This is a genomic window from Staphylococcus sp. HMSC063F05 (assembly GCF_001837075.1).
GTDB classification, from domain to species: Bacteria; Bacillota; Bacilli; order Staphylococcales; family Staphylococcaceae; genus Staphylococcus; species Staphylococcus epidermidis.
Map to the genome: position 1 here is coordinate 85,548 of NZ_KV831333.1, position 18,705 is coordinate 104,252.

An 18,705-nucleotide genomic window follows, 5' to 3' on the forward strand; every position below is an offset into this window, starting at 1 on the left:
CTCCTTAGGGATACGAATATGAAAGCGTTTACTCAAAATTTATCTTATCCAACATATTTTAAAAAAGCAAGAATTTTCAGAAATATAAGTGGATATATGTATTAATATGGTATCTTACATTAATAGTTATAACCTTGTAATAAAAAATTATGAAATACGATAAATGTAAACTTTATATTAAAAATTATGCTTAATTATAGACATTATTTTACAAATAGCAAGTATAATGATAAATAATCACATGAATTAACTTTCATTTATCTCTGTGTAATAATGTAAGTTATTATAAAGAGAAATGAGGATTGAGAAGATGAAAATAGGTACTATTTCTGACCTACACATTGACCGTCATCCACACTTAAATCCTGAAATATATTTAGAAAAGCTTTGTCAGGTGATTAAACAAAGGTCTATTGAGTTACTTATCATAGCAGGGGATATATCTAATGACTATAGGATAAGTTACGATTTTATTCAAAGCATTCAAGAATTAAGCGGGATACCTACTTATTTTGTTCCGGGAAACCATGATTTATGGTCTGACCAAGCAGATAAAACTTCAACAGAAATACTATCATTCTTTCGCTCAAAAGAGGAATGCTTGATCGGCAATCCAATCATTATTAATGATCAATATGCAATTGTAGGCCATGTCGGTTGGTATGATTATAGCTATGCAGATCATCGTTTTTCTCAGCAAAAAATAGCAAGTGGTAAACATTATGGTGCAACTTGGCAAGATAAAGTAAGAACAGATTGGTCATTATCAGACCCGCAACTATCCCTTTTAGCTGCTCAAGAGGTGGAAAAAGACATTAACAATGTAAGCCCACGTCAAATTATTTTAGTTACGCACGTTGTAACACATCCTCAATTCGTAGTACCAACGCCTCATCGTATTTTTGACTTTTTTAATGCATTTATTGGTACTCATGATTTTGATACTATTTATAGAAATTACCCTATTCGATTTAGTATAATGGGGCATGTTCATTTTAGAAAAAAACTTGTTGAAAATAACATATTATATATATGTCCGTGCTTAGGATATCAAAGACAATGGATGACAGATGATATAGCATATGAAATAAATCATGCTTTAGTCGATTTTGATATTTAGTATCAACTTATTTAATAAAGCCTCTAGAAACTGAATTTAAACAGTCTCTAGAGGCTTTATTATTAATTATCGATATATATGCATTTTTTTCCTGGGGCATTATAACTATTTTCCAAAGTGTGCTTTTTAATTTTAATGATTTGTTTAGAGTTAGGAATAATAGATGGGAAAATAACAAATTTTGATAAACGACTCCATAACGGATCAATATAATAATAATAGTCATCATCATACCCTATCAATAAAGTAACGTGAATATTTGAGACTAGTTTTGTTGGTTGATTGTCGAAATGAAATACACGTCGAAGCGGTTTAGAACCCAAACTAGTATGATAAATGATCACCGGCTGACCTTTGTCGATAAATTTTTCAAGTTGATTTAATGATGTACCTGTACCATCTACAATTCGAGAATCATATTGTTTAAGAAATGGCGCAAAAGCATCAGGAAATATTGTTTGATGATGGCCAAATTTAACTAACAAAGGATGACCAACATAGCCTTTGTAGGGATTGGTTGGATGTTTAGGCCAATGACTCATAATTTGTGTTGCTTTAATATCGTAATTATTAAATTGTAATAGCATCGCTGCGGATACTCCCTCACACCCCATTACAAAAGGGATAGGGAATAGTTGACTTATAGGCTTTACTGGTAAAATTATCTTCATAAAATGTATCCTCTAATAACTTTGATAAATTATATTATATAACGTGCGATTTATTTAGTATACAAAATTGATGTAGACAAACTTGAAATGAGCGTTTTCATCGGATGTTCAGAGTAGAAAGGGAAGAATTAGTATTAAAATTGTCAAGGGAATGAAAATTGAAGTGAAAATAGGAGTGCTCATTTAAACACTACAAAATATAAATTTAGAATTATAAGTCTATGGGTCCTATTAAAATAGAAAATAGGAGTGGAACTTAATTATACTACATTGTCAGTTCACTCCTATATTTTGGTTTACGAATAACTATGTGTTTTTCATAAATAATTTGAAATAAATAATTTGTAGTGCAATAAGTAAAACAGCTGTCGCACTAATAATAATTAGATACGGGGACATATCATGCTGACCGTTCAAACCAACTAGGGGAGAAATGAGGCCTCCTAAAATAAATTGGAATAGGCCAAGTAAACTTGAAGCATTGCCACTTCCACCTGTGCGTTCAGCCATTGCCATAGAAAAACAAAGTGGTGCTATAGAAGTGACTGGACATATATTAATAAAAAAGCCAATAAGTAAAACATACAATGGAAGATGTAATGTTAAAGTAAATATTAAAATTACAACACCTAACATTTGAATGATTGTTAAATATATGAGCATCGCATATCGGCTTACCTTTTCTACTATAATAGCGGTTATCTGACTGACGACTATCAAACCCACTCCATTAATAGCAAACATTGCACTGTATTGAAGTGGTGTCATATGATACATCTTTTGTGAAATAAAAGGTGCGGCTGACGAATAACTGAATAACATGACATAAGTTAATCCTTGCAATAACATCGGAATAACGAAGGTGGGTTTTGTTAATAACAGACCAAAATCTTTAAATATTGCTTTAAAATTTAACTGAGATTGTTCTTGATGGGGCCCAACTGGCATCTTTAATAAAATGCCTAAGATGACTATTAAGGTAATGATTGTTAAAAATATAAAAATCATTCTCCAACTTGCAATAGATAAAGCGAGGCCACCTAACAGTGGAGCAATGATGGTGATTATACCGTTTATGACCATAAGAGAAGTTAAAAATTTTGCTAATTCGTCTCCGTCATAGTTATCTCCAATAGAAGCTTTGGCTATGACGATTGCACCACCTCCTGCTAAACCTTGAATTAAACGGATAATTAAAAATATTGTTAAATGAACTGTAAAAACTGATAATAATGAGGCTATTAAATATCCAATCAATAAAATGAGTGCCATTTTTTTACGACCTAATACATCTGATAGTGGCCCGAATACAAATTGACCAATAGCTAAACCTATCATAGCAAAGGATAATGTAAGTTGTATTTCTGAAATTGATGAACCAAACGCATGCTGAACTTTAGGTAAAGATGGTCCGTACATATCAATAGTCAAAGGACCAAATGCAGTCATAACGCCAAGTATAACGATTAATATTTTAGATAAGTGTTTGGAACTTGTAGTCATCATCATTATTCTCCTAGAAAAGTTATAGCATCTATTATATACGTTTTACATAAAAAAGTAATCAGCTTACACAAATAAAAAAAGAAGAGTATTATCAAATAGGCATTGATAATTTTGTCAACGTAATGTTGGTCAATGAAAAAATGGTAAATATGTATATATGTCATTCAATCACCGACTGTCTATGATAAAAAAGAACCCGAGACAAGCATTAATGTCCCAGATTCTTAAGGATTTGTAGATATTTAGTTTGAAGTCTCATGCCTTTAGTTTCCTGAATTTGATCCATTCAAGATATTTTCTAGTTTAGCTTTAATACTATCAAATTTTGTATTGATGTCTTCAAGCATGTTGTTAACTTTACTTTGATTTTCGTTATTAAGTTGAGCGTTATTTGCATTTTTCAGTTTGTCGATTTGGTTTTGATAAAATTTTGTGAATTTAGAATCCGCATTAGTTTCTTCATTTTGTTTTAATTGATCAATTTGATTTTGTAGTTTATCAATTTGGGATTGGGTGTCCTTTTTATTTTTTATATCGCTTTTGGCTGAATCAACTTGTCGATTAATGTCGTCGTTTTGATTTTCAACTTCTTTTTTATAGTTTTGTGAAACGTTAGGGTCATTACTTACTTTATCATTATTATGATTGATAATTGCACGCGTGATAAAGATAGCTACAATAATGAGTAAAATAACTATGATTGCAATCAGCCATTTTTTAGTTTTGCTTGATTTTTCATTTTCTTCTTCCAATTGCTGCTCACGTCGATAGTCTCTTCCATTGTAATAACGTTCAGGATGATTTTCATACTCTCTATCATTTTCACTTTGTGTTGCACGATTTGAATTTGCTCTCTGTTGGGACTCTTGATGTTGTCGATACATATCTTCTTCTGAACGTTTACGATGATTTTGATATTGGTCATCATATTTGTATGAATCTCTATATTTATCTGTTCTTTTCATATTGTCACCTCATTTAATAATTACGCTCAATCAGTTTTCAATTTTTAATTGTAAAAGTCGTGCGATATTTGTTGTTGTATGTTTAACATGAAGTGCGCCTTCTTTCAAAGCTTCGTCAAGGTGGCATGGACGTTCCATGATACTAAACACGCTATCGATACCGTGGTGATAAATTGCTTCGTAATCTTTTCCTAAACTACCACAAATAGCAATGACGGGTATATCATATGATTTTGCAACTTTAGCTACGCCAATGGGTGTTTTGCCACAGATTGTTTGTTTATCCATTTTACCTTCGCCAGTAACAACTAAATTCGCATCTTTTATTCTTTGTTTAAATTGAATCTCTTCAAGAACTACATCAATTCCAGGACGTAATTCAGCGTTTAGAAACGCAATTAACGCTGTTCCCATGCCTCCTGCAGCACCAGCGCCCGGGATATCTTTTACATTCATATTTAATTCTCTTTCAATTTTATCATGATAGTGACGTAATGCGGAATCCAACTTTGGTATCATCTTTTGCTGAGCGCCTTTTTGTGGACCATAAACTATTGTTGCTCCATTGTCTCCTAATAATGGATTAGTTACATCACAGGCTACTTTAATATTCACATCTTTCAATCGTGGGTTTATACGAGTAATATCAATGTATTCTATTTGAGATAGGGCTAAACCTCCATCGCGAATCTCTTGATTGTTTTTATCTTTAAAAGAGACACCTAAAGCCTTTAACATTCCTACACCACCATCATTCGTGGCACTTCCACCTATTCCTAAAATAATTTTATTAACATCGTGATTAAGTGCATCATTAATGAGTTGGCCGGTACCGTACGAAGTTGTAATAGATGGATCTCTTTCATCTTTACTCAATAATGCTAGTCCTGAAGCAGCTGCCATTTCAATGATAGCTGTTTGGTGTTCGTCGCTTCTCGCATAACTAGCCATGATATTTCTATTAAGTGGATCTTTTACTTCTACACAATAAGAGGTAGCATTTAAGGCTTCTTTCAATACTTCGGTTGTTCCCTCGCCACCATCAGCCATAGGAATAATGTCATATATTGTACTGGAATCGAACACCTCTTGGAATCCATCTTTAATAGCTAAAGCAGCTTCCTTCGCCGACATACTTTCTTTAAAAGAATCAGGTGCAATGATAACTTTATATGGTGACATTTATATCACTTCCTAAACAATTGGTTTATATTTATTCTATCCAAAAATGAAATTAAACTAAAGAAATCTTGATAATTAAAATGGAAATCATACGTGAATTGTATAATAATAAGAATATAAAATTGACGATGAGCAATATGTATATATTAATATGATTAAAGTTTCAATAAATGTCTATATATTTTCAGTAGATAATTGAATGAATCACATAAAAAAGAGAATAAACATGATAATCGTTTAAATGTTAGTTTTGAATTACATCATGAAGAACAGAGAGGTCAACAATGAATAACTTAAAACAATATGAATCATTTTTTTGGTTAATAGGAATTTTTATCTTTTATCTTATAATGGCAATTCTAACACCATTATCAACTACGGATTGGCATGCATATAAAGTTAATCTAAGTCAATATTTGACTCAAGAAAATGGTCGTTATTTAGGACATTTATTTGAATGGATTGCCGTACATAATATCATAATAAGAGCTTTAATATATGCGATAACTTCGTTTTTAGTTATCTATTTAGTTGCTTATATGGTTCAATTACATACGAATCGTATTTATTTTATTTTGAGTTTTGTGTTAATGGTTACTGTACCTAATACAATTTATAGCGAAACTTACGGGTGGTTTACTGGATTTTTTAGTTATATACCTGCTACAGTCCTATCACTTTTTATTCTTTTTACGGTAGTTAAAATGATTGAGTCGCACGATACAGTTTCTGAAATGCAATTATGGGTATTTTTATTAGTAAGTTTGTTTGGACAATTCTTCTTGGAGAATCTTTCCATCGCTAATAGCTTAATTATTTTAATAGGAATGGTAGTCTATTTCTTTGTTAAAAAAAGACCCAGTTATTTCTTAATTGTAGGATTTATGCTTAGTTGTATAGGTAACATTATAATGTTTTTAAACTTCAATTATTTTTTAATTAAGGATGGATTAAATACGCATTATTCAATTTCCGATAGTCATGGAATGATACATAAAGCAGGTGTGACGTTATTTAAGCTTGTACCAGAATATATGTTTATTAATCAAATGATTATTCTTACCGTGATATCAATAGTAAGTATAGTTTTACTTAAGCAAAATAAAAGCCTGAAGCATATGAGAGTTTATATTAAAATACCACTACTCTTAGGTTTAATTACTTTACCTGTTTATAAGATCTTCGTTTACAATCAATTTCATTTTGAATTATATAAAGCTTCATTTTCTATAGCCGTTTTGAATACAACGATTTGCTTCATTTACATGATAAGTGTGATATACGTTGTGTTTAAAATGATACAGCAAAGATACATAAGAATGATTGTGATGGGGAGTTTTATAGCTATGGCTTCATCTGTTTTGCCACTTTTATTTGTGACGCCTATAAGTTATAGAAATTTTTATTTTATTTATACTTTATGGATCGTGATATTACTTTGTTTAATTCAGCAATGTGATGTGCTATTTAAACAACTTGAACATATAATTAAAATATTTGCGATTATCATCAGCATCATTATGATGATTGGATTTACTTTTATACATATTAGTAGTGTGCACAGAATAGACTTCATTAAAGAACAAATAACACAACATCATCGCCATCAGAAAATAACATTGGAAAGATTACCATTTGAGCGATATACTCATATGACTACACCAAAGTCGAAGGAACAATTTCAAGATTTCAAACACTATTATGATTTGCCCAAAGACATCACATTTAAAGTAGTCCCATATGGTACAAAACAATAACTGTTCAAAGGGGAAATATTATGAAGTTAACCCGAATACATTATGAGATTATAAAGTTTATCATAGTTGGTGGAATTAATACCTTTAACTACTATATAACATACTTATTTTTGTTAAAGGTGTTACATGTGAATTATATGGTTAGTCACATTGTTGGATTTATTGTAAGTTTTATTATTTCATATTATTTAAATTGTTATTTTGTATATAAAGTAAAACCTACAATAGAAAAGTTTTTAAGATTTCCTATCACTCAGATAGTTAATATGGGAATGCAAACGTTATTATTATATATATTCGTAAAGTGGTTGAATATCGCTTCAGAAATTGCACCTTTTGCGGGTCTAATCATTACAATCCCAGTGACATTCATACTTTCTAAGTGGTTACTTAGAGATAAAGTTTAACGTAATCATAAGCACTATTTTTCCTTTAAGATGAATTGAATTTCTTTTTCAAATATTTACCAATTCGTATTTAGAAAAATTTAATGTATATAAGTCTTTACATATTCATATATGTACAAGGCTTATTTTTAAATGAATAAATAATGAAGTGAAGGAAAGTATTTTTTTAGGCATATCTAATGAAATAATTAGATGGGGAATATAAAAAATGTAGAAATAAAAAAACGTTGTCATTGTGGAACTGATAATTCATACTAATATTAGCAAAAAATAAAGGTGGTAAGTGAAGGTGACTCAAAATGAAAATTTGAAGTTAGCGCAACGAGGTGCATTTCTTAGTTTAGTCATCTATATTATACTTTCTATTGCGAAATATATGACTGGATATGTTTATGATTCGGCGGCAGTTAGAGCGGATGCTTTAAATAACATGACAGACATTTTAGTTTCAGTAGCAGTTATTGTCGGACTTAAAATCTCTATTAAACCTGCTGATCAAAACCACCCATATGGGCACTTAAAATCTGAAAATATTTCCACATTGCTAGTATCATTCATTATCATGTTTGTGGGAATACAAGTTATTATAGAAAACTTTCCGAGATTGTTTACACATGATTCACATATTCCTAACTTTATTACTATTATTATAAGTATGATCAGTGGACTTGTGATGTTATGTGTCTTTGCTATTAATTATCGATTATCTAAAAGAACGAAAAGTAGCTCATTAAAATCAGCAGCTAAAGATAATTTATCTGATAGTTTAGTCAGTATTGGCACTGCCATTGGTCTAATGTTCACACAAATTGGATTTCCAATTATCGATATTATATTGGCAAATATTTTAGGTTTATTAATCGTGTATACAGGTTTTGGAATTTTTAAAGAGTCGATTTTTACTCTAAGTGATGGTTTCAATGAACAAGATTTAGAAGAATACAGATTAGACATATTAGAAGTTGAAGATGTAATTGATGTTAATAATATTAAAGGTAGATATCATGGAAGTAGTATCTTTATTGATGTGACCATTGTAGTAGATCCTTATCTTTCACTTTATGAAGCACATCAGATTTGTGATAAAGTTGAAATTCATTTGCATAATAAAGGAATTTCGTCTGTATATGTACATCCAGAACCCTATACTACAAAAGACGAAGTAAAATAAAATATATAAGAAGTCAATCATTACCTGACCATAAGGTAGTGGTTGACTTTTTTATTTTAAACCAGAATCATTACTGGGAAATTAAGAATTATAGTTCTATAATAAAAATAAGGAGAGAAAAAAAGAAACAATTTATTACTTGTACTATTTTAATGGAATTACTACATTGACTGATATTTAAATGGATTTGTAGTTAATTCATTGTAACTACATTTAGATTATAGAAAGGAAGTTTTGATTTATGCCAAAATTAATACTATGTCGGCACGGACAAAGTGAATGGAATGCGAAAAATTTATTTACAGGTTGGGCCGATGTCAAACTATCAAAACAAGGAATTGAAGAGGCGCAATCAGCAGGTAAAAAAATTTACGGCAATCAAATTGAAATTGATATTGCGTTTACCTCTTTACTCACTAGAGCTTTAGAAACAACACAATATATTTTAGCAGGTTCTGACCAACAGTGGATTCCTGTTTATAAAAGTTGGCGTTTAAATGAACGACATTATGGTGGTTTACAAGGTTTAAATAAAGATGATGCGAGAAAAAAATGGGGGGAAGATCAGGTGCATCAATGGAGACGCTCATATGATGTACGTCCGCCTAGAGAAAGTGAAGAACAACGAGAAGCATATTTAAAAAATCGTCGTTATCAACATATTGATCACCGTATGATGCCTTATTGTGAAAGTTTGAAAGATACATTAGAACGAGTTGTTCCGTTCTGGACTGATCATATTTCACAACACCTATTAGATGATAAAACTGTACTTGTTTCGGCCCACGGAAATTCCATTCGCGCATTAATTAAGTATTTGGAAGGTTTATCAGAAGAAGATATCGTCGGATATGAAATTAAAACGGGTGCACCGCTAGTATATGAACTCACAGATGATTTAGTTGTTAAGGATAAATATTATTTATAACAAGATGTATATAGTTTAAAATATTTTCATATCATAATAAATAAACCATTCAATGGTCAGTATTGATTTCATTGAATGGCTTGTTTTTTGTGTGAAGTGATATTTAAAACAATTAAATTATAGATAAATTTATGAAACCTAGGTTATTGAGCGAATTAAATTAAAATAATTGACGAATGTTACATTTATTTCGAACGTTGATGCTGTTTTATTATTTTTAAAGCACGTTTTCGTGTTTTGATATTAGGACTATTGAGGTTGCGTCTTGCTGTTTGTAAATTCTGTTTCATTTTATCTTCCTCCTTGTATAACACTATTATGAAAGAAATTAAGTTATTTGTAAATAGTAATTATTACGATTTGTAAATCGTTTAAAATAATAGTTAATAGAGTTTGAACTTTCTGAACACTTATTAGCAAGTAACTCTTTATTGACTATTATGTAATAACGGGATAAAATATTTTTATTCCGATTAGAATAATAAGAATAAGGGGTTTGATTAAATGAAAAGACTTTTACTTTGCATTGTTGCACTTGTTTTTGTTTTAGCAGCCTGTGGCAACAATTCATCTAACAATAAAGATAATCAATCAAGCAGTAAAGACAAGGATACGTTAAGAGTTGGTACGGAAGGTACATATGCGCCCTTTACTTACCATAATAAAAAAGATCAATTAACAGGTTATGATATTGATGTGATTAAAGCAGTTGCAAAAGAAGAAAATCTTAAACTTAAGTTTAATGAAACGTCATGGGATTCAATGTTTGCAGGATTAGATGCTGGTCGTTTTGATGTTATTGCAAATCAAGTGGGTGTGAATAAAGATAGAGAGAAAAAATATAAATTCTCTGAACCTTACACATATTCAAGTGCTGTACTTGTTGTTCGTGAAAATGAAAAAGATATTACATCATTCAATGATGTAAAAGGTAAAAAGTTAGCACAAACGTTTACGTCTAATTATGGTCAATTGGCTAAAGATAAGGGTGCGGACATTACTAAGGTAGATGGATTTAATCAATCAATGGACTTACTATTATCTAAACGTGTAGATGGTACATTTAACGACAGTTTATCTTACTTAGATTACAGAAAACAAAAGCCTAATGCTAAAATTAAAGCAATCAAAGGACATGCAGAACAAAATAAATCAGCATTTGCATTCTCTAAGAAGGTTGATGAAAAAACGATTGAGAAATTTAATAAAGGCCTAGAAAAAATTAGAGATAATGGTGAATTAGCTAAAATTGGTAAGAAATGGTTTGGTCAAGATGTTTCTAAACCTGAATAATGAACAACAACATGCATTAGATGCAGCCAAACAAGCATTTGGTCCAATGTTAGAGGGATTGGTGAAATACTCAATCCCTATTACTTTGGTCACTTTCATTCTAGGTTTAATCATTGCATTGTTTACTGCACTTATGCGTATATCAACCAGTAAATTGCTTAGAGGTATTGCGCGTGTCTATGTATCAATTATTCGTGGTACACCTATGATTGTACAGTTATTTATTATTTTTTATGGTATACCGGAGCTTGGAAGATTGGTAACTAACAATGCTGATAATCAATGGACACTTGCACCTGTTATTGCTGCAGTCATTGGTTTATCTTTAAATGTTGGTGCTTATGCTTCTGAAATTATACGAGGAGGTATATTGTCTATTCCTAAAGGACAAACAGAAGCGGCTTATTCTATAGGTATGAACTATAGACAAACTGTGCAACGTATTATCTTACCACAAGCTATTCGTGTATCTATACCAGCACTAGGAAACACATTTTTAAGTTTAATTAAAGATACATCATTACTTGGATTTATTCTTGTTGCAGAGATGTTTAGAAAGGCACAAGAAGTTGCTTCGACAACGTATGAGTATCTAACTATTTATTTGTTAGTAGCTTTAATGTATTGGGTCGTATGTTTTATCATCTCAATTATCCAAGGATGGTATGAATCACGCATTGAAAGAGGGTATCGCTCATGATTGAATTGTCTCATATCCATAAGTCTTTTAATGAAACTGAAGTGATTAAAGGTATTGATTTGAAAATTAATCAAGGTGAAGTTGTGACACTAATTGGACGTTCAGGTTCAGGTAAAACAACTTTACTTAGAATGATTAATGCTTTAGAGATACCTACTGAAGGTACAGTGTATGTTAATGGCATGACATATAACACTAAAGATAAGAAATCTCAAATTAAAGTAAGACAACAATCAGGAATGGTTTTTCAAAATTATAATTTATTTCCACATAAATCTGCATTAGAAAACGTTATGGAAGGTCTTATAACAGTTAAAAAGATGAATAAAGCAACGGCTAATGAAGAAGCAATGAATTTATTGGCTAAGGTTGGATTGGTACATGTTAAAGATCAACGGCCGCATGCTTTATCAGGAGGGCAACAACAACGTGTCGCAATTGCTCGTGCATTAGCCATGAATCCTAAAGTGATGTTATTTGATGAGCCAACATCTGCACTTGATCCTGAATTGGTCAATGATGTATTAAAAGTCATTAAAGAATTGGCTGACGAAGGTATGACAATGGTCATTGTGACTCACGAGATGCGTTTTGCCAAAGAAGTTTCCAATCAAATTGCTTTTATTCATGAGGGCGTCATTGCAGAACAAGGTACGCCTGAAGATATATTTAATCACCCCAAAACAGAAGAGCTTCAGCGATTTTTAAATGTGATTAATGAAAAATAGAATAGTAATATTATAGAAATGGAGAGGCTAGGACAAAAAGGTCCAAGATAAGTAAATAAAGACAATTTCTATTGAAATAATATAGAAATTGTCTTTTTTATAATTTTTTTGATGATTTTCAGCTCGTTGAGCTGTTACTTTTCTTATATTAAGCCACGATGATGTCTGAATTCATCGAATTCAGTATCGGGAATTGTTTCTGCAATATCATTTACATGTCGTGAAATATCATTTGTGGGGATAAGAACTGAAGTTCCCATTAGTAGAGTATGTTGAATCATGTTATAATCTTTATACATAAGGCACCTCGTTAATTTTGTTTATTGGTATTTATTAAATTGTACGTAAGGGCCTTATTTTTCAAAGTATTTTAATGTAAAATTACATATGAATATAAAGTATTTTGGCGAGACTCTTGAGGGAACAGGACAAGCTGAAGACTACAGGCTGAAGCTGTCCGATAAGAAAGCGAGAAAACAATACGAAGTATTGTAAATAAAGAAGCCAGTAAATGAATTTATGAAAACTCATTTACTGGCTATTTCACTAGGAATTATGTCCCAGCCTCTCCTTTAAGTGTATAGAAAGTCAATGACTTAAACTCATGTGCATTAATATTTAGTTTTTTATCTATGTTGAAGGAATCGAATTGATTAGAATTCGATTCCTATTTGCTAATGAATAATTATCTACGACTTTCTAATTCTTGTTTTACTTTATAAAATAGTGGTTTAATTGGTTTGATAAAATCACCAATATATTCATAAATTTTAGCGTTAAATCCTTCTTTAAATTTTTGAACGCCAGCATCTTCAGCATTTTCACTAAAGTCTCCGGTAACACCGTAGAAATTATATCTATCGATATTATGTTCTTTTGCAAATTGAATCATATCCCATTGTAATCGATATGCTCCCATATAAGCATTATATTTAGGGTTAGAGCCACTTGATAAGTAATACACTTCGTGATCATTATATATATATAATGCTGCAGCAAGATGAAGAACTTGACCTTCTTCTGCTATTTTCTCTTTAGTTTGTCTGATTTTACGCGCATTACTATCGAATTGTTGTTTGACTTGTGTATGTTTCGTTTTATTTTTCTTAGAATTTGGATTTTCTTCTAATGTTTTTTCAACATCTTTTAGTTGTTGATTAAGGTTTTGATGTTTAGTTTGCAACGTATCTAAATAATCTTGTAAATCGATGTAAGCAAGTTTTAACATAGCATGATCTTCATAAGTTTTTTGCATCTCAACAAAGTAAGGCTCTTCACGGAATTTAAAGCCATGTTTTTCTTCAGCCATTTTGAATAATTCAAAAAATGTATTTGTTTCTTCAATGGGTAATGTTTTAACTTTAACACCCATTTCATAAGTCTTTTTAATATTTCGACGTGTTTGGTAATCCATTTCTTTTAATAATTGATCTTCAGATTTATCTTTAAGGTTAAGTACTGATAACCAGCGGATTTGACTCATTGTATCATAACCTACAGTGTATCCTTGGTGTTTGTAACCTAATTCTTCCATTGTTTTAATCAATGCGCGATTATCAAAGGATTCAATGATTTCTCCATTAGGTTGACGTAAATTTTCTAATACATAAGGGTCAACGAGTACATATAAACAATTGTGTTTTTTTAAATAAGCAGTAAGTGATTTAAAAAAGAAGCGAACTAAAACTAAATTGTTAAAGTCCATGACTGGTCCTCTATGTGTGTAAAAATACTTAAAGAATTTTAAAGAACGTGCCTCTGTTAATAAGCACGCAGCAATGACATCTTCTTGACCATCTTTAACTCCCACTAAATGTACGTCACCTTTTGTTTTCGATCTATTATTATAATGTATACTGGATTGTGTATAATGCGAGAAATTTTCTGAAGTAAATTGCTCGAATTCTTCAGAAGTTAAATTTACAAATTTCATTATATTTCTTCACCTCTAAGTCAATTTCCATGTTTTATCGTCATGATATATATTACCAAACCCTAAACATCCTTACACATCATAACATAAAAAATTGTGTCATACTTTCGTATGAGGCCGTTTTATTTAAAAGAGAATAGATTTAAAAAGTAAGAGGTATAAAAAATTAAGTTAATGAAGATCGTACCTCTAAAGAGAATGTGATAAAATTTAAGTTGAAAGAATTGCTTAGATTAAATAACATGCTAATTGTAAACGTAGAGCTAAAGAAATATTGACATCGTTTGATATGTTAAGTGTAAAAAGAGATTAACTTGAAGTCCATGACATAGATATAGATAGAGTGAGTAGGAGTGAGTATGTTGAAGAAGTTATTAGTCGGGGTTAGTGTACTAACTTTATTATTAGCAGGTTGCATGAGTCACGAGTACGCAGACAAAATAGATAAAGCGGTTAAACTACAAGAGAAAAAGCAACAAAAAATTGCTAAAAACGATTCAGGTGATGAAGTTAAACATTTTGATAAAAAAGATGCCAATATTTATGTGTTTGACAAAGGAAAATATGTTGTATTGGAGTATAAACCACTTAGTGATGATGCTGAAGCGCGTTACTATACTTATGAATTTAAAGATAAAAAAGCATATTATAATAAAGACTTTAATGCAAAAGCATACTACCAATCTCATGAGCCTGACTATAAAGAAGAGAATATGTATTAATCGTTTTAGGAAAAGGAGAAACGATGAAAAAATTAATCGGATTATTGATGATTTTATGTATGGTTTTGCTATACAGTTGCTCAGGTCCAATGGACTCTCCAAAGCATTCTAATAATAGCAAACCTGTAGTGGTAATATACGGTGATTATAAGTGTCCTTATTGTAAAAAAACAGAAGATCGCGTGATGCCAAAGCTTAAGAAGAAGTATATTGATACAAACAAAATTAAATATCAATATGTGAATTTGGCATTCTTAGGAAAAGATTCAATTGTAGGTTCAAGAGCGCAGCATGCGGTAAATCATTATGCTCCCAAGAAGTCACTTGAATTTCAGAAATTAATGTTTAATCAACAAAAAGATGAACATAAGCAATGGATTACAACACGTCTTGTTGATAAGCAAATTGATAAATTAAGTATCAGTGATGACAAAAAGAAAAAAATAAAGACTGATTATAAAACTAAAGGTTCCATCTCGTGGAAAAAAGCCAAGGAAGATCAACAAATTGCGAAGAAAAATCACATCAAGCAAACACCTACAGCGTTTGTTAATGATAACAAGGTTGAAGATCCATATGACTTTTCTAGCTACGAGATGTTGCTAGAAAACGAAAAGTGAAAGTATCTGTAATAGTAGTTAATATATATAAATCTTTATTTATTTAAAATGCCTGAGACTAATCATTGTCTCGGGTGTTTTTTAATTTTGACAGTCACTTGCTAATTCAAAAATGGGTGTGTATTAACCATATTTAATTTGTTTTTAGCAACGAGAACTATAAATTAAGCGTGATGTTTTTCTGAAACTTCTTCGATATTTTAGAATTAATGAAATTATCTTAAGCGTATTATTTTTGTTAATATTGAGGCAATCGATTCTTTAAAATGTGAGGTACATATATGACGATAGAAAAAAAGAAAAATAAGATTATTTTTAATAGAACTTTTAGTGCACCAATTAATAAGGTATTTGATGCTTATACAAAGCGAGAACTATTTGAACAATGGTTTCATCCTCAAGACGCATCTGTCACAGTTTATGATTTTAATGCTACGAAAGGAGGAAGCGCTTTTTATGCTATTCAAGCTCCTCAGATGATAAGTTATACTATTGCTGAATATCTGCAAGTGGATGCACCATATTATATAGAGTATTTAGACTATTTTGCTACGTCAAAAGGGGAAAAAGACACAAGTATGCCTGGTATGCATATCACTTTGAATTTTGAAGAAGTAAAAGGAAAGACTACTGTAACATCGACATCGACTTTTCCAATTGAAAGTGCCGCTCAGCAAGCGATAGACATGGGTGTAGAAACAGGTATGAATTCAACACTTAATCAGTTAGAGAAATTACTAAATCAAAAGTGATATAAACCTCGATCGTATACCTAATCAAAGAAACGTGAAAAAATTTGAGTAAATCATTACACTTTGATGAAATGTCATAAAGTTTTCAGTTATATTGTTTAAATATTGAAAATGCTATGTATATAAACTTTTTTGAAAATTTCTATATCTTATAAATAAAATTTAATATACACATATGTCATTCTTACTTATATAATAAGTGTGAAAATATTAATGTGGATAGGATGAGAAGACATGTTCAAGAACAACAAAAGTATTGAAGATACTTATGCAACAAAACCTATTATTCAGAATATCGTTGGTCAGGCACAAATTAAACAAGTGATGGCGAAACAAACACCCATGAGATATACGTTGAAAGCTATCATGGCTGGTTTTCTATTATCAATAGTTACAGTTTTTATGTTAGCAATTAAAACACAATTCGCTTCAACGCATAATGACGGATTAATCAATTTGATGGGAGCTATTGCGTTTAGTTTAGGTCTCGTATTAGTTGTGTTAACCAATTCTGAATTATTAACTAGTAATTTTATGTATCTGACTGTTGGTTGGTATTATAAAGCAATTAGTGTAAGTAAAATGATATGGATTTTTATTTTCTGTTTTATATGTAATATCTTAGGTGGATTTATTTTATTTTTTCTAATGAAATATGCACATGTTATGACGCCAGAAATGACAGATAGTTTAACAGCATTAGTACATAAAAAAACAGTAGAATCGACTTGGTTAAATATTTTGATTAAAGGTATATTTTGTAATTTCTTTATTAATATCGGTATTTTTATTTCAATGCAGTTTAAAGAGGGACTAGCCAAAGCATTCTTTATAGCTTGTGGAGTGATTGTCTTTGTATTTATGGGTTACGAACACGTTGTTTTTAACGCTGGATTATATGCAGGTATGATGTTCTTTAATATGGATGGATTATCTTGGTTGGGTGTGCTAAAAAATATTGTTTTTGCATTCCTTGGAAACTATATCGGTGGAGGTATCTTTATTGGATTAGTGTATGCATATTTGAACGGTAAACGTGACAGCCTCCAACCATAGAGGACTATTAAGTAATTGAGATTTAATCACTAGTCTTTATAATATTGACATCTTCATGTGCTAGAAATGGATGTCTTGCTTCATGTTGAAAGTGTTTAAATTACAAAGTATTATTGCATCATTGAAATGATATATAGATTAAAGAGATGAAATCATGAAATAGAGAAGATGAGTGGGGCTTTAGTCCTGTAGTTACGTTGCCTTACTTCAAACTCGAAATCCATTTTAGAATTTAAAAAAAAGTTAGTATATTTAGAATTCTGTCTTATGCTTCTATACGTTAATAAAACCTGGGATATTTACAGATATCCTAGGTTTTGTTTATCAGTAATAGAATCTTGACACTTTATAAAAATGATAATAAACATTTATTGACGAGCACTTATAAAAAATTTAATCTATAGTTCATGTGGATGTTCAGTACTTAAGGAGTGAAAAATATGTCGAATATTAATATTAGAGTGGCACATGAACAAGATGCTGAAGAATTACATAGCATCATGCAAATTGCTTTTACACCTTTAAGAGAACTAGGTATTGATTGGCCATCAGTTCACGCTGATCTTGAAATGGTAAAGGATAATTTAAGACAAAATACTACATTTGTACTTGAAAATGAAAAAGAAATTATTTCAACGATTACGGTTTGCTATTCATGGAGTAGTGTAAAACCCATTTCAGGTTATCCGTTCGTTTGGTGGTTTGCAACACGACCAACTTATGATGGACAAGGATATGGGAGTCAACTTTTAAAATATGTAGAGGAGACATTTTTACGCGATACTTTAAAAGCTGCTGCGGTAACCTTAGGAACATCAGCACGTTTGCACCCTTGGTTATTAAACATTTACGAAAAGCGGGGTTATGAAATATACGCTAAACATGAAAATGATGATGGTGATTTAGGAGTCATAATGCGTAAAATTTTAATACCAGAACAATTTAATGATGACATTTTGGGCCGACCGCCATTTTAGAAATATTTTTGTGTTCTAGAATGATAATTTAGTGAGATAGAATTCTTAGTCCTTAATGACCCCAATTCTATAATTTGTAAAATATTTGATAACAATCTATATTTTGAATTCTATACTAGAGTTCAAAAATGAATAATTACATTTTTATTTCAGTCATTGACTGAGCATACTGTAAGAAAGAGGCTGGGACAAAAAGGTCCAAGATAAGTAAATAAAG

Annotated in this window: 20 protein-coding genes; 13 read left to right on the top strand and 7 right to left on the bottom strand. The window is 30.7% G+C overall.

Going from position 1 to position 18,705, the window contains the following annotated elements:
• The first annotated feature begins 310 nt into the window (after positions 1-310).
• On the top strand, positions 311-1,120 hold the full coding sequence (locus HMPREF2576_RS04895) for a metallophosphoesterase (RefSeq protein WP_070856478.1): 810 nt from the start codon (positions 311-313) through the stop codon (positions 1,118-1,120).
• 62 nt (positions 1,121-1,182) lie between these two features.
• Here the strand turns inward: HMPREF2576_RS04895 and HMPREF2576_RS04900 are convergent, their stop codons facing one another.
• The 4 genes from HMPREF2576_RS04900 to HMPREF2576_RS04915 all read right to left on the bottom strand — a co-directional run bounded on the left by HMPREF2576_RS04900 (position 1,183) and on the right by HMPREF2576_RS04915 (position 5,444).
• The gene (locus HMPREF2576_RS04900; protein WP_002438268.1) at positions 1,183-1,791 is read right to left on the bottom strand and encodes a C39 family peptidase; all 609 of its coding nucleotides are present in this window, start codon (positions 1,789-1,791) and stop codon (positions 1,183-1,185) included.
• 306 nt (positions 1,792-2,097) lie between these two features.
• Positions 2,098-3,297, bottom strand: coding sequence for a putative multidrug effflux MFS transporter TcaB (locus HMPREF2576_RS04905; RefSeq protein WP_001831574.1), 1,200 nt, complete (start codon positions 3,295-3,297; stop codon positions 2,098-2,100).
• 263 nt (positions 3,298-3,560) lie between these two features.
• Positions 3,561-4,262: a membrane protein gene (locus HMPREF2576_RS04910; RefSeq protein ID WP_001831448.1), complete on the bottom strand. Its 702-nt coding sequence runs from the start codon at positions 4,260-4,262 to the stop codon at positions 3,561-3,563.
• Positions 4,263-4,292: 30 nt separating this feature from the next.
• On the bottom strand, positions 4,293-5,444 hold the full coding sequence (locus tag HMPREF2576_RS04915; RefSeq protein ID WP_070856477.1) for a glycerate kinase: 1,152 nt from the start codon (positions 5,442-5,444) through the stop codon (positions 4,293-4,295).
• A gap of 284 nt (positions 5,445-5,728) precedes the next feature.
• Between HMPREF2576_RS04915 and HMPREF2576_RS04920 the strand changes: the two genes are divergently transcribed.
• From HMPREF2576_RS04920 to HMPREF2576_RS04935, 4 genes are all read left to right on the top strand, one after another.
• A complete protein-coding gene (locus tag HMPREF2576_RS04920; protein ID WP_070856475.1) occupies positions 5,729-7,201 on the top strand; it encodes a hypothetical protein in 1,473 nt (490 codons plus the stop codon).
• Between the two features lie 20 nt (positions 7,202-7,221).
• The gene (locus tag HMPREF2576_RS04925; protein WP_001831514.1) at positions 7,222-7,608 is read left to right on the top strand and encodes a GtrA family protein; all 387 of its coding nucleotides are present in this window, start codon (positions 7,222-7,224) and stop codon (positions 7,606-7,608) included.
• 289 nt (positions 7,609-7,897) lie between these two features.
• On the top strand, positions 7,898-8,779 hold the full coding sequence (locus HMPREF2576_RS04930; RefSeq protein ID WP_002456052.1) for a cation diffusion facilitator family transporter: 882 nt from the start codon (positions 7,898-7,900) through the stop codon (positions 8,777-8,779).
• A gap of 241 nt (positions 8,780-9,020) precedes the next feature.
• Positions 9,021-9,707, top strand: coding sequence for a 2,3-diphosphoglycerate-dependent phosphoglycerate mutase (locus HMPREF2576_RS04935; RefSeq protein ID WP_002438282.1), 687 nt, complete (start codon positions 9,021-9,023; stop codon positions 9,705-9,707).
• Between the two features lie 185 nt (positions 9,708-9,892).
• On the opposite strand, the gene HMPREF2576_RS11610 is transcribed toward HMPREF2576_RS04935, so the two are convergent.
• Entirely contained in the window at positions 9,893-9,997 is a 105-nt protein-coding gene (locus HMPREF2576_RS11610) for a putative metal homeostasis protein (protein ID WP_002438284.1), read from the bottom strand.
• Positions 9,998-10,211: 214 nt separating this feature from the next.
• Here HMPREF2576_RS11610 and HMPREF2576_RS04940 point away from each other — a divergent pair, with 214 nt between their 5' ends.
• Genes HMPREF2576_RS04940 through HMPREF2576_RS04950 form a run of 3 tightly spaced genes read left to right on the top strand, consistent with a single transcriptional unit; the run spans position 10,212 to position 12,428 of the window.
• Positions 10,212-11,000: a transporter substrate-binding domain-containing protein gene (locus tag HMPREF2576_RS04940; RefSeq protein WP_002468267.1), complete on the top strand. Its 789-nt coding sequence runs from the start codon at positions 10,212-10,214 to the stop codon at positions 10,998-11,000.
• Complete coding sequence (locus HMPREF2576_RS04945; RefSeq protein WP_002468258.1) at positions 10,981-11,700, top strand: amino acid ABC transporter permease; 720 nt, start codon at positions 10,981-10,983, stop codon at positions 11,698-11,700. The genes HMPREF2576_RS04940 and HMPREF2576_RS04945 overlap by 20 nt, the downstream gene beginning before the upstream one ends.
• Complete coding sequence (locus HMPREF2576_RS04950; RefSeq protein ID WP_002468189.1) at positions 11,697-12,428, top strand: amino acid ABC transporter ATP-binding protein; 732 nt, start codon at positions 11,697-11,699, stop codon at positions 12,426-12,428. Before HMPREF2576_RS04945 ends, HMPREF2576_RS04950 begins: the two co-directional genes overlap by 4 nt.
• 143 nt (positions 12,429-12,571) lie before the next feature.
• Here HMPREF2576_RS04950 and HMPREF2576_RS12310 read toward each other — a convergent pair whose 3' ends face one another.
• Both HMPREF2576_RS12310 and HMPREF2576_RS04960 read right to left on the bottom strand, forming a co-directional pair.
• Entirely contained in the window at positions 12,572-12,727 is a 156-nt protein-coding gene (locus tag HMPREF2576_RS12310) for a hypothetical protein (protein ID WP_070861188.1), read from the bottom strand.
• A gap of 386 nt (positions 12,728-13,113) precedes the next feature.
• Complete coding sequence (locus HMPREF2576_RS04960) at positions 13,114-14,361, bottom strand: aminoacyltransferase (RefSeq protein WP_002468846.1); 1,248 nt, start codon at positions 14,359-14,361, stop codon at positions 13,114-13,116.
• 359 nt (positions 14,362-14,720) lie between these two features.
• On the opposite strand from HMPREF2576_RS04960, the gene HMPREF2576_RS04965 reads away from it, so the two are divergent.
• From HMPREF2576_RS04965 to HMPREF2576_RS04985, 5 genes are all read left to right on the top strand, one after another.
• Positions 14,721-15,083 (top strand): DUF4467 domain-containing protein, encoded by a 363-nt coding sequence (locus HMPREF2576_RS04965; RefSeq protein ID WP_001831622.1) that lies wholly within the window; start codon positions 14,721-14,723, stop codon positions 15,081-15,083.
• 23 nt (positions 15,084-15,106) lie between these two features.
• Positions 15,107-15,703, top strand: a complete 597-nt coding sequence (locus HMPREF2576_RS04970; RefSeq protein ID WP_002438295.1) for a DsbA family protein — start codon at positions 15,107-15,109, stop codon at positions 15,701-15,703.
• Between the two features lie 281 nt (positions 15,704-15,984).
• Positions 15,985-16,455, top strand: a complete 471-nt coding sequence (locus HMPREF2576_RS04975) for an SRPBCC family protein (RefSeq protein WP_070856472.1) — start codon at positions 15,985-15,987, stop codon at positions 16,453-16,455.
• Between the two features lie 234 nt (positions 16,456-16,689).
• Positions 16,690-17,511 carry a formate/nitrite transporter family protein gene (locus tag HMPREF2576_RS04980; RefSeq protein WP_001831430.1) on the top strand — a complete coding sequence of 274 codons (822 nt, stop codon included), beginning with the start codon at positions 16,690-16,692 and terminating at the stop codon, positions 17,509-17,511.
• Between the two features lie 440 nt (positions 17,512-17,951).
• Positions 17,952-18,488: a GNAT family N-acetyltransferase gene (locus HMPREF2576_RS04985; RefSeq protein WP_001831547.1), complete on the top strand. Its 537-nt coding sequence runs from the start codon at positions 17,952-17,954 to the stop codon at positions 18,486-18,488.
• Positions 18,489-18,705: the final 217 nt, after the last annotated feature.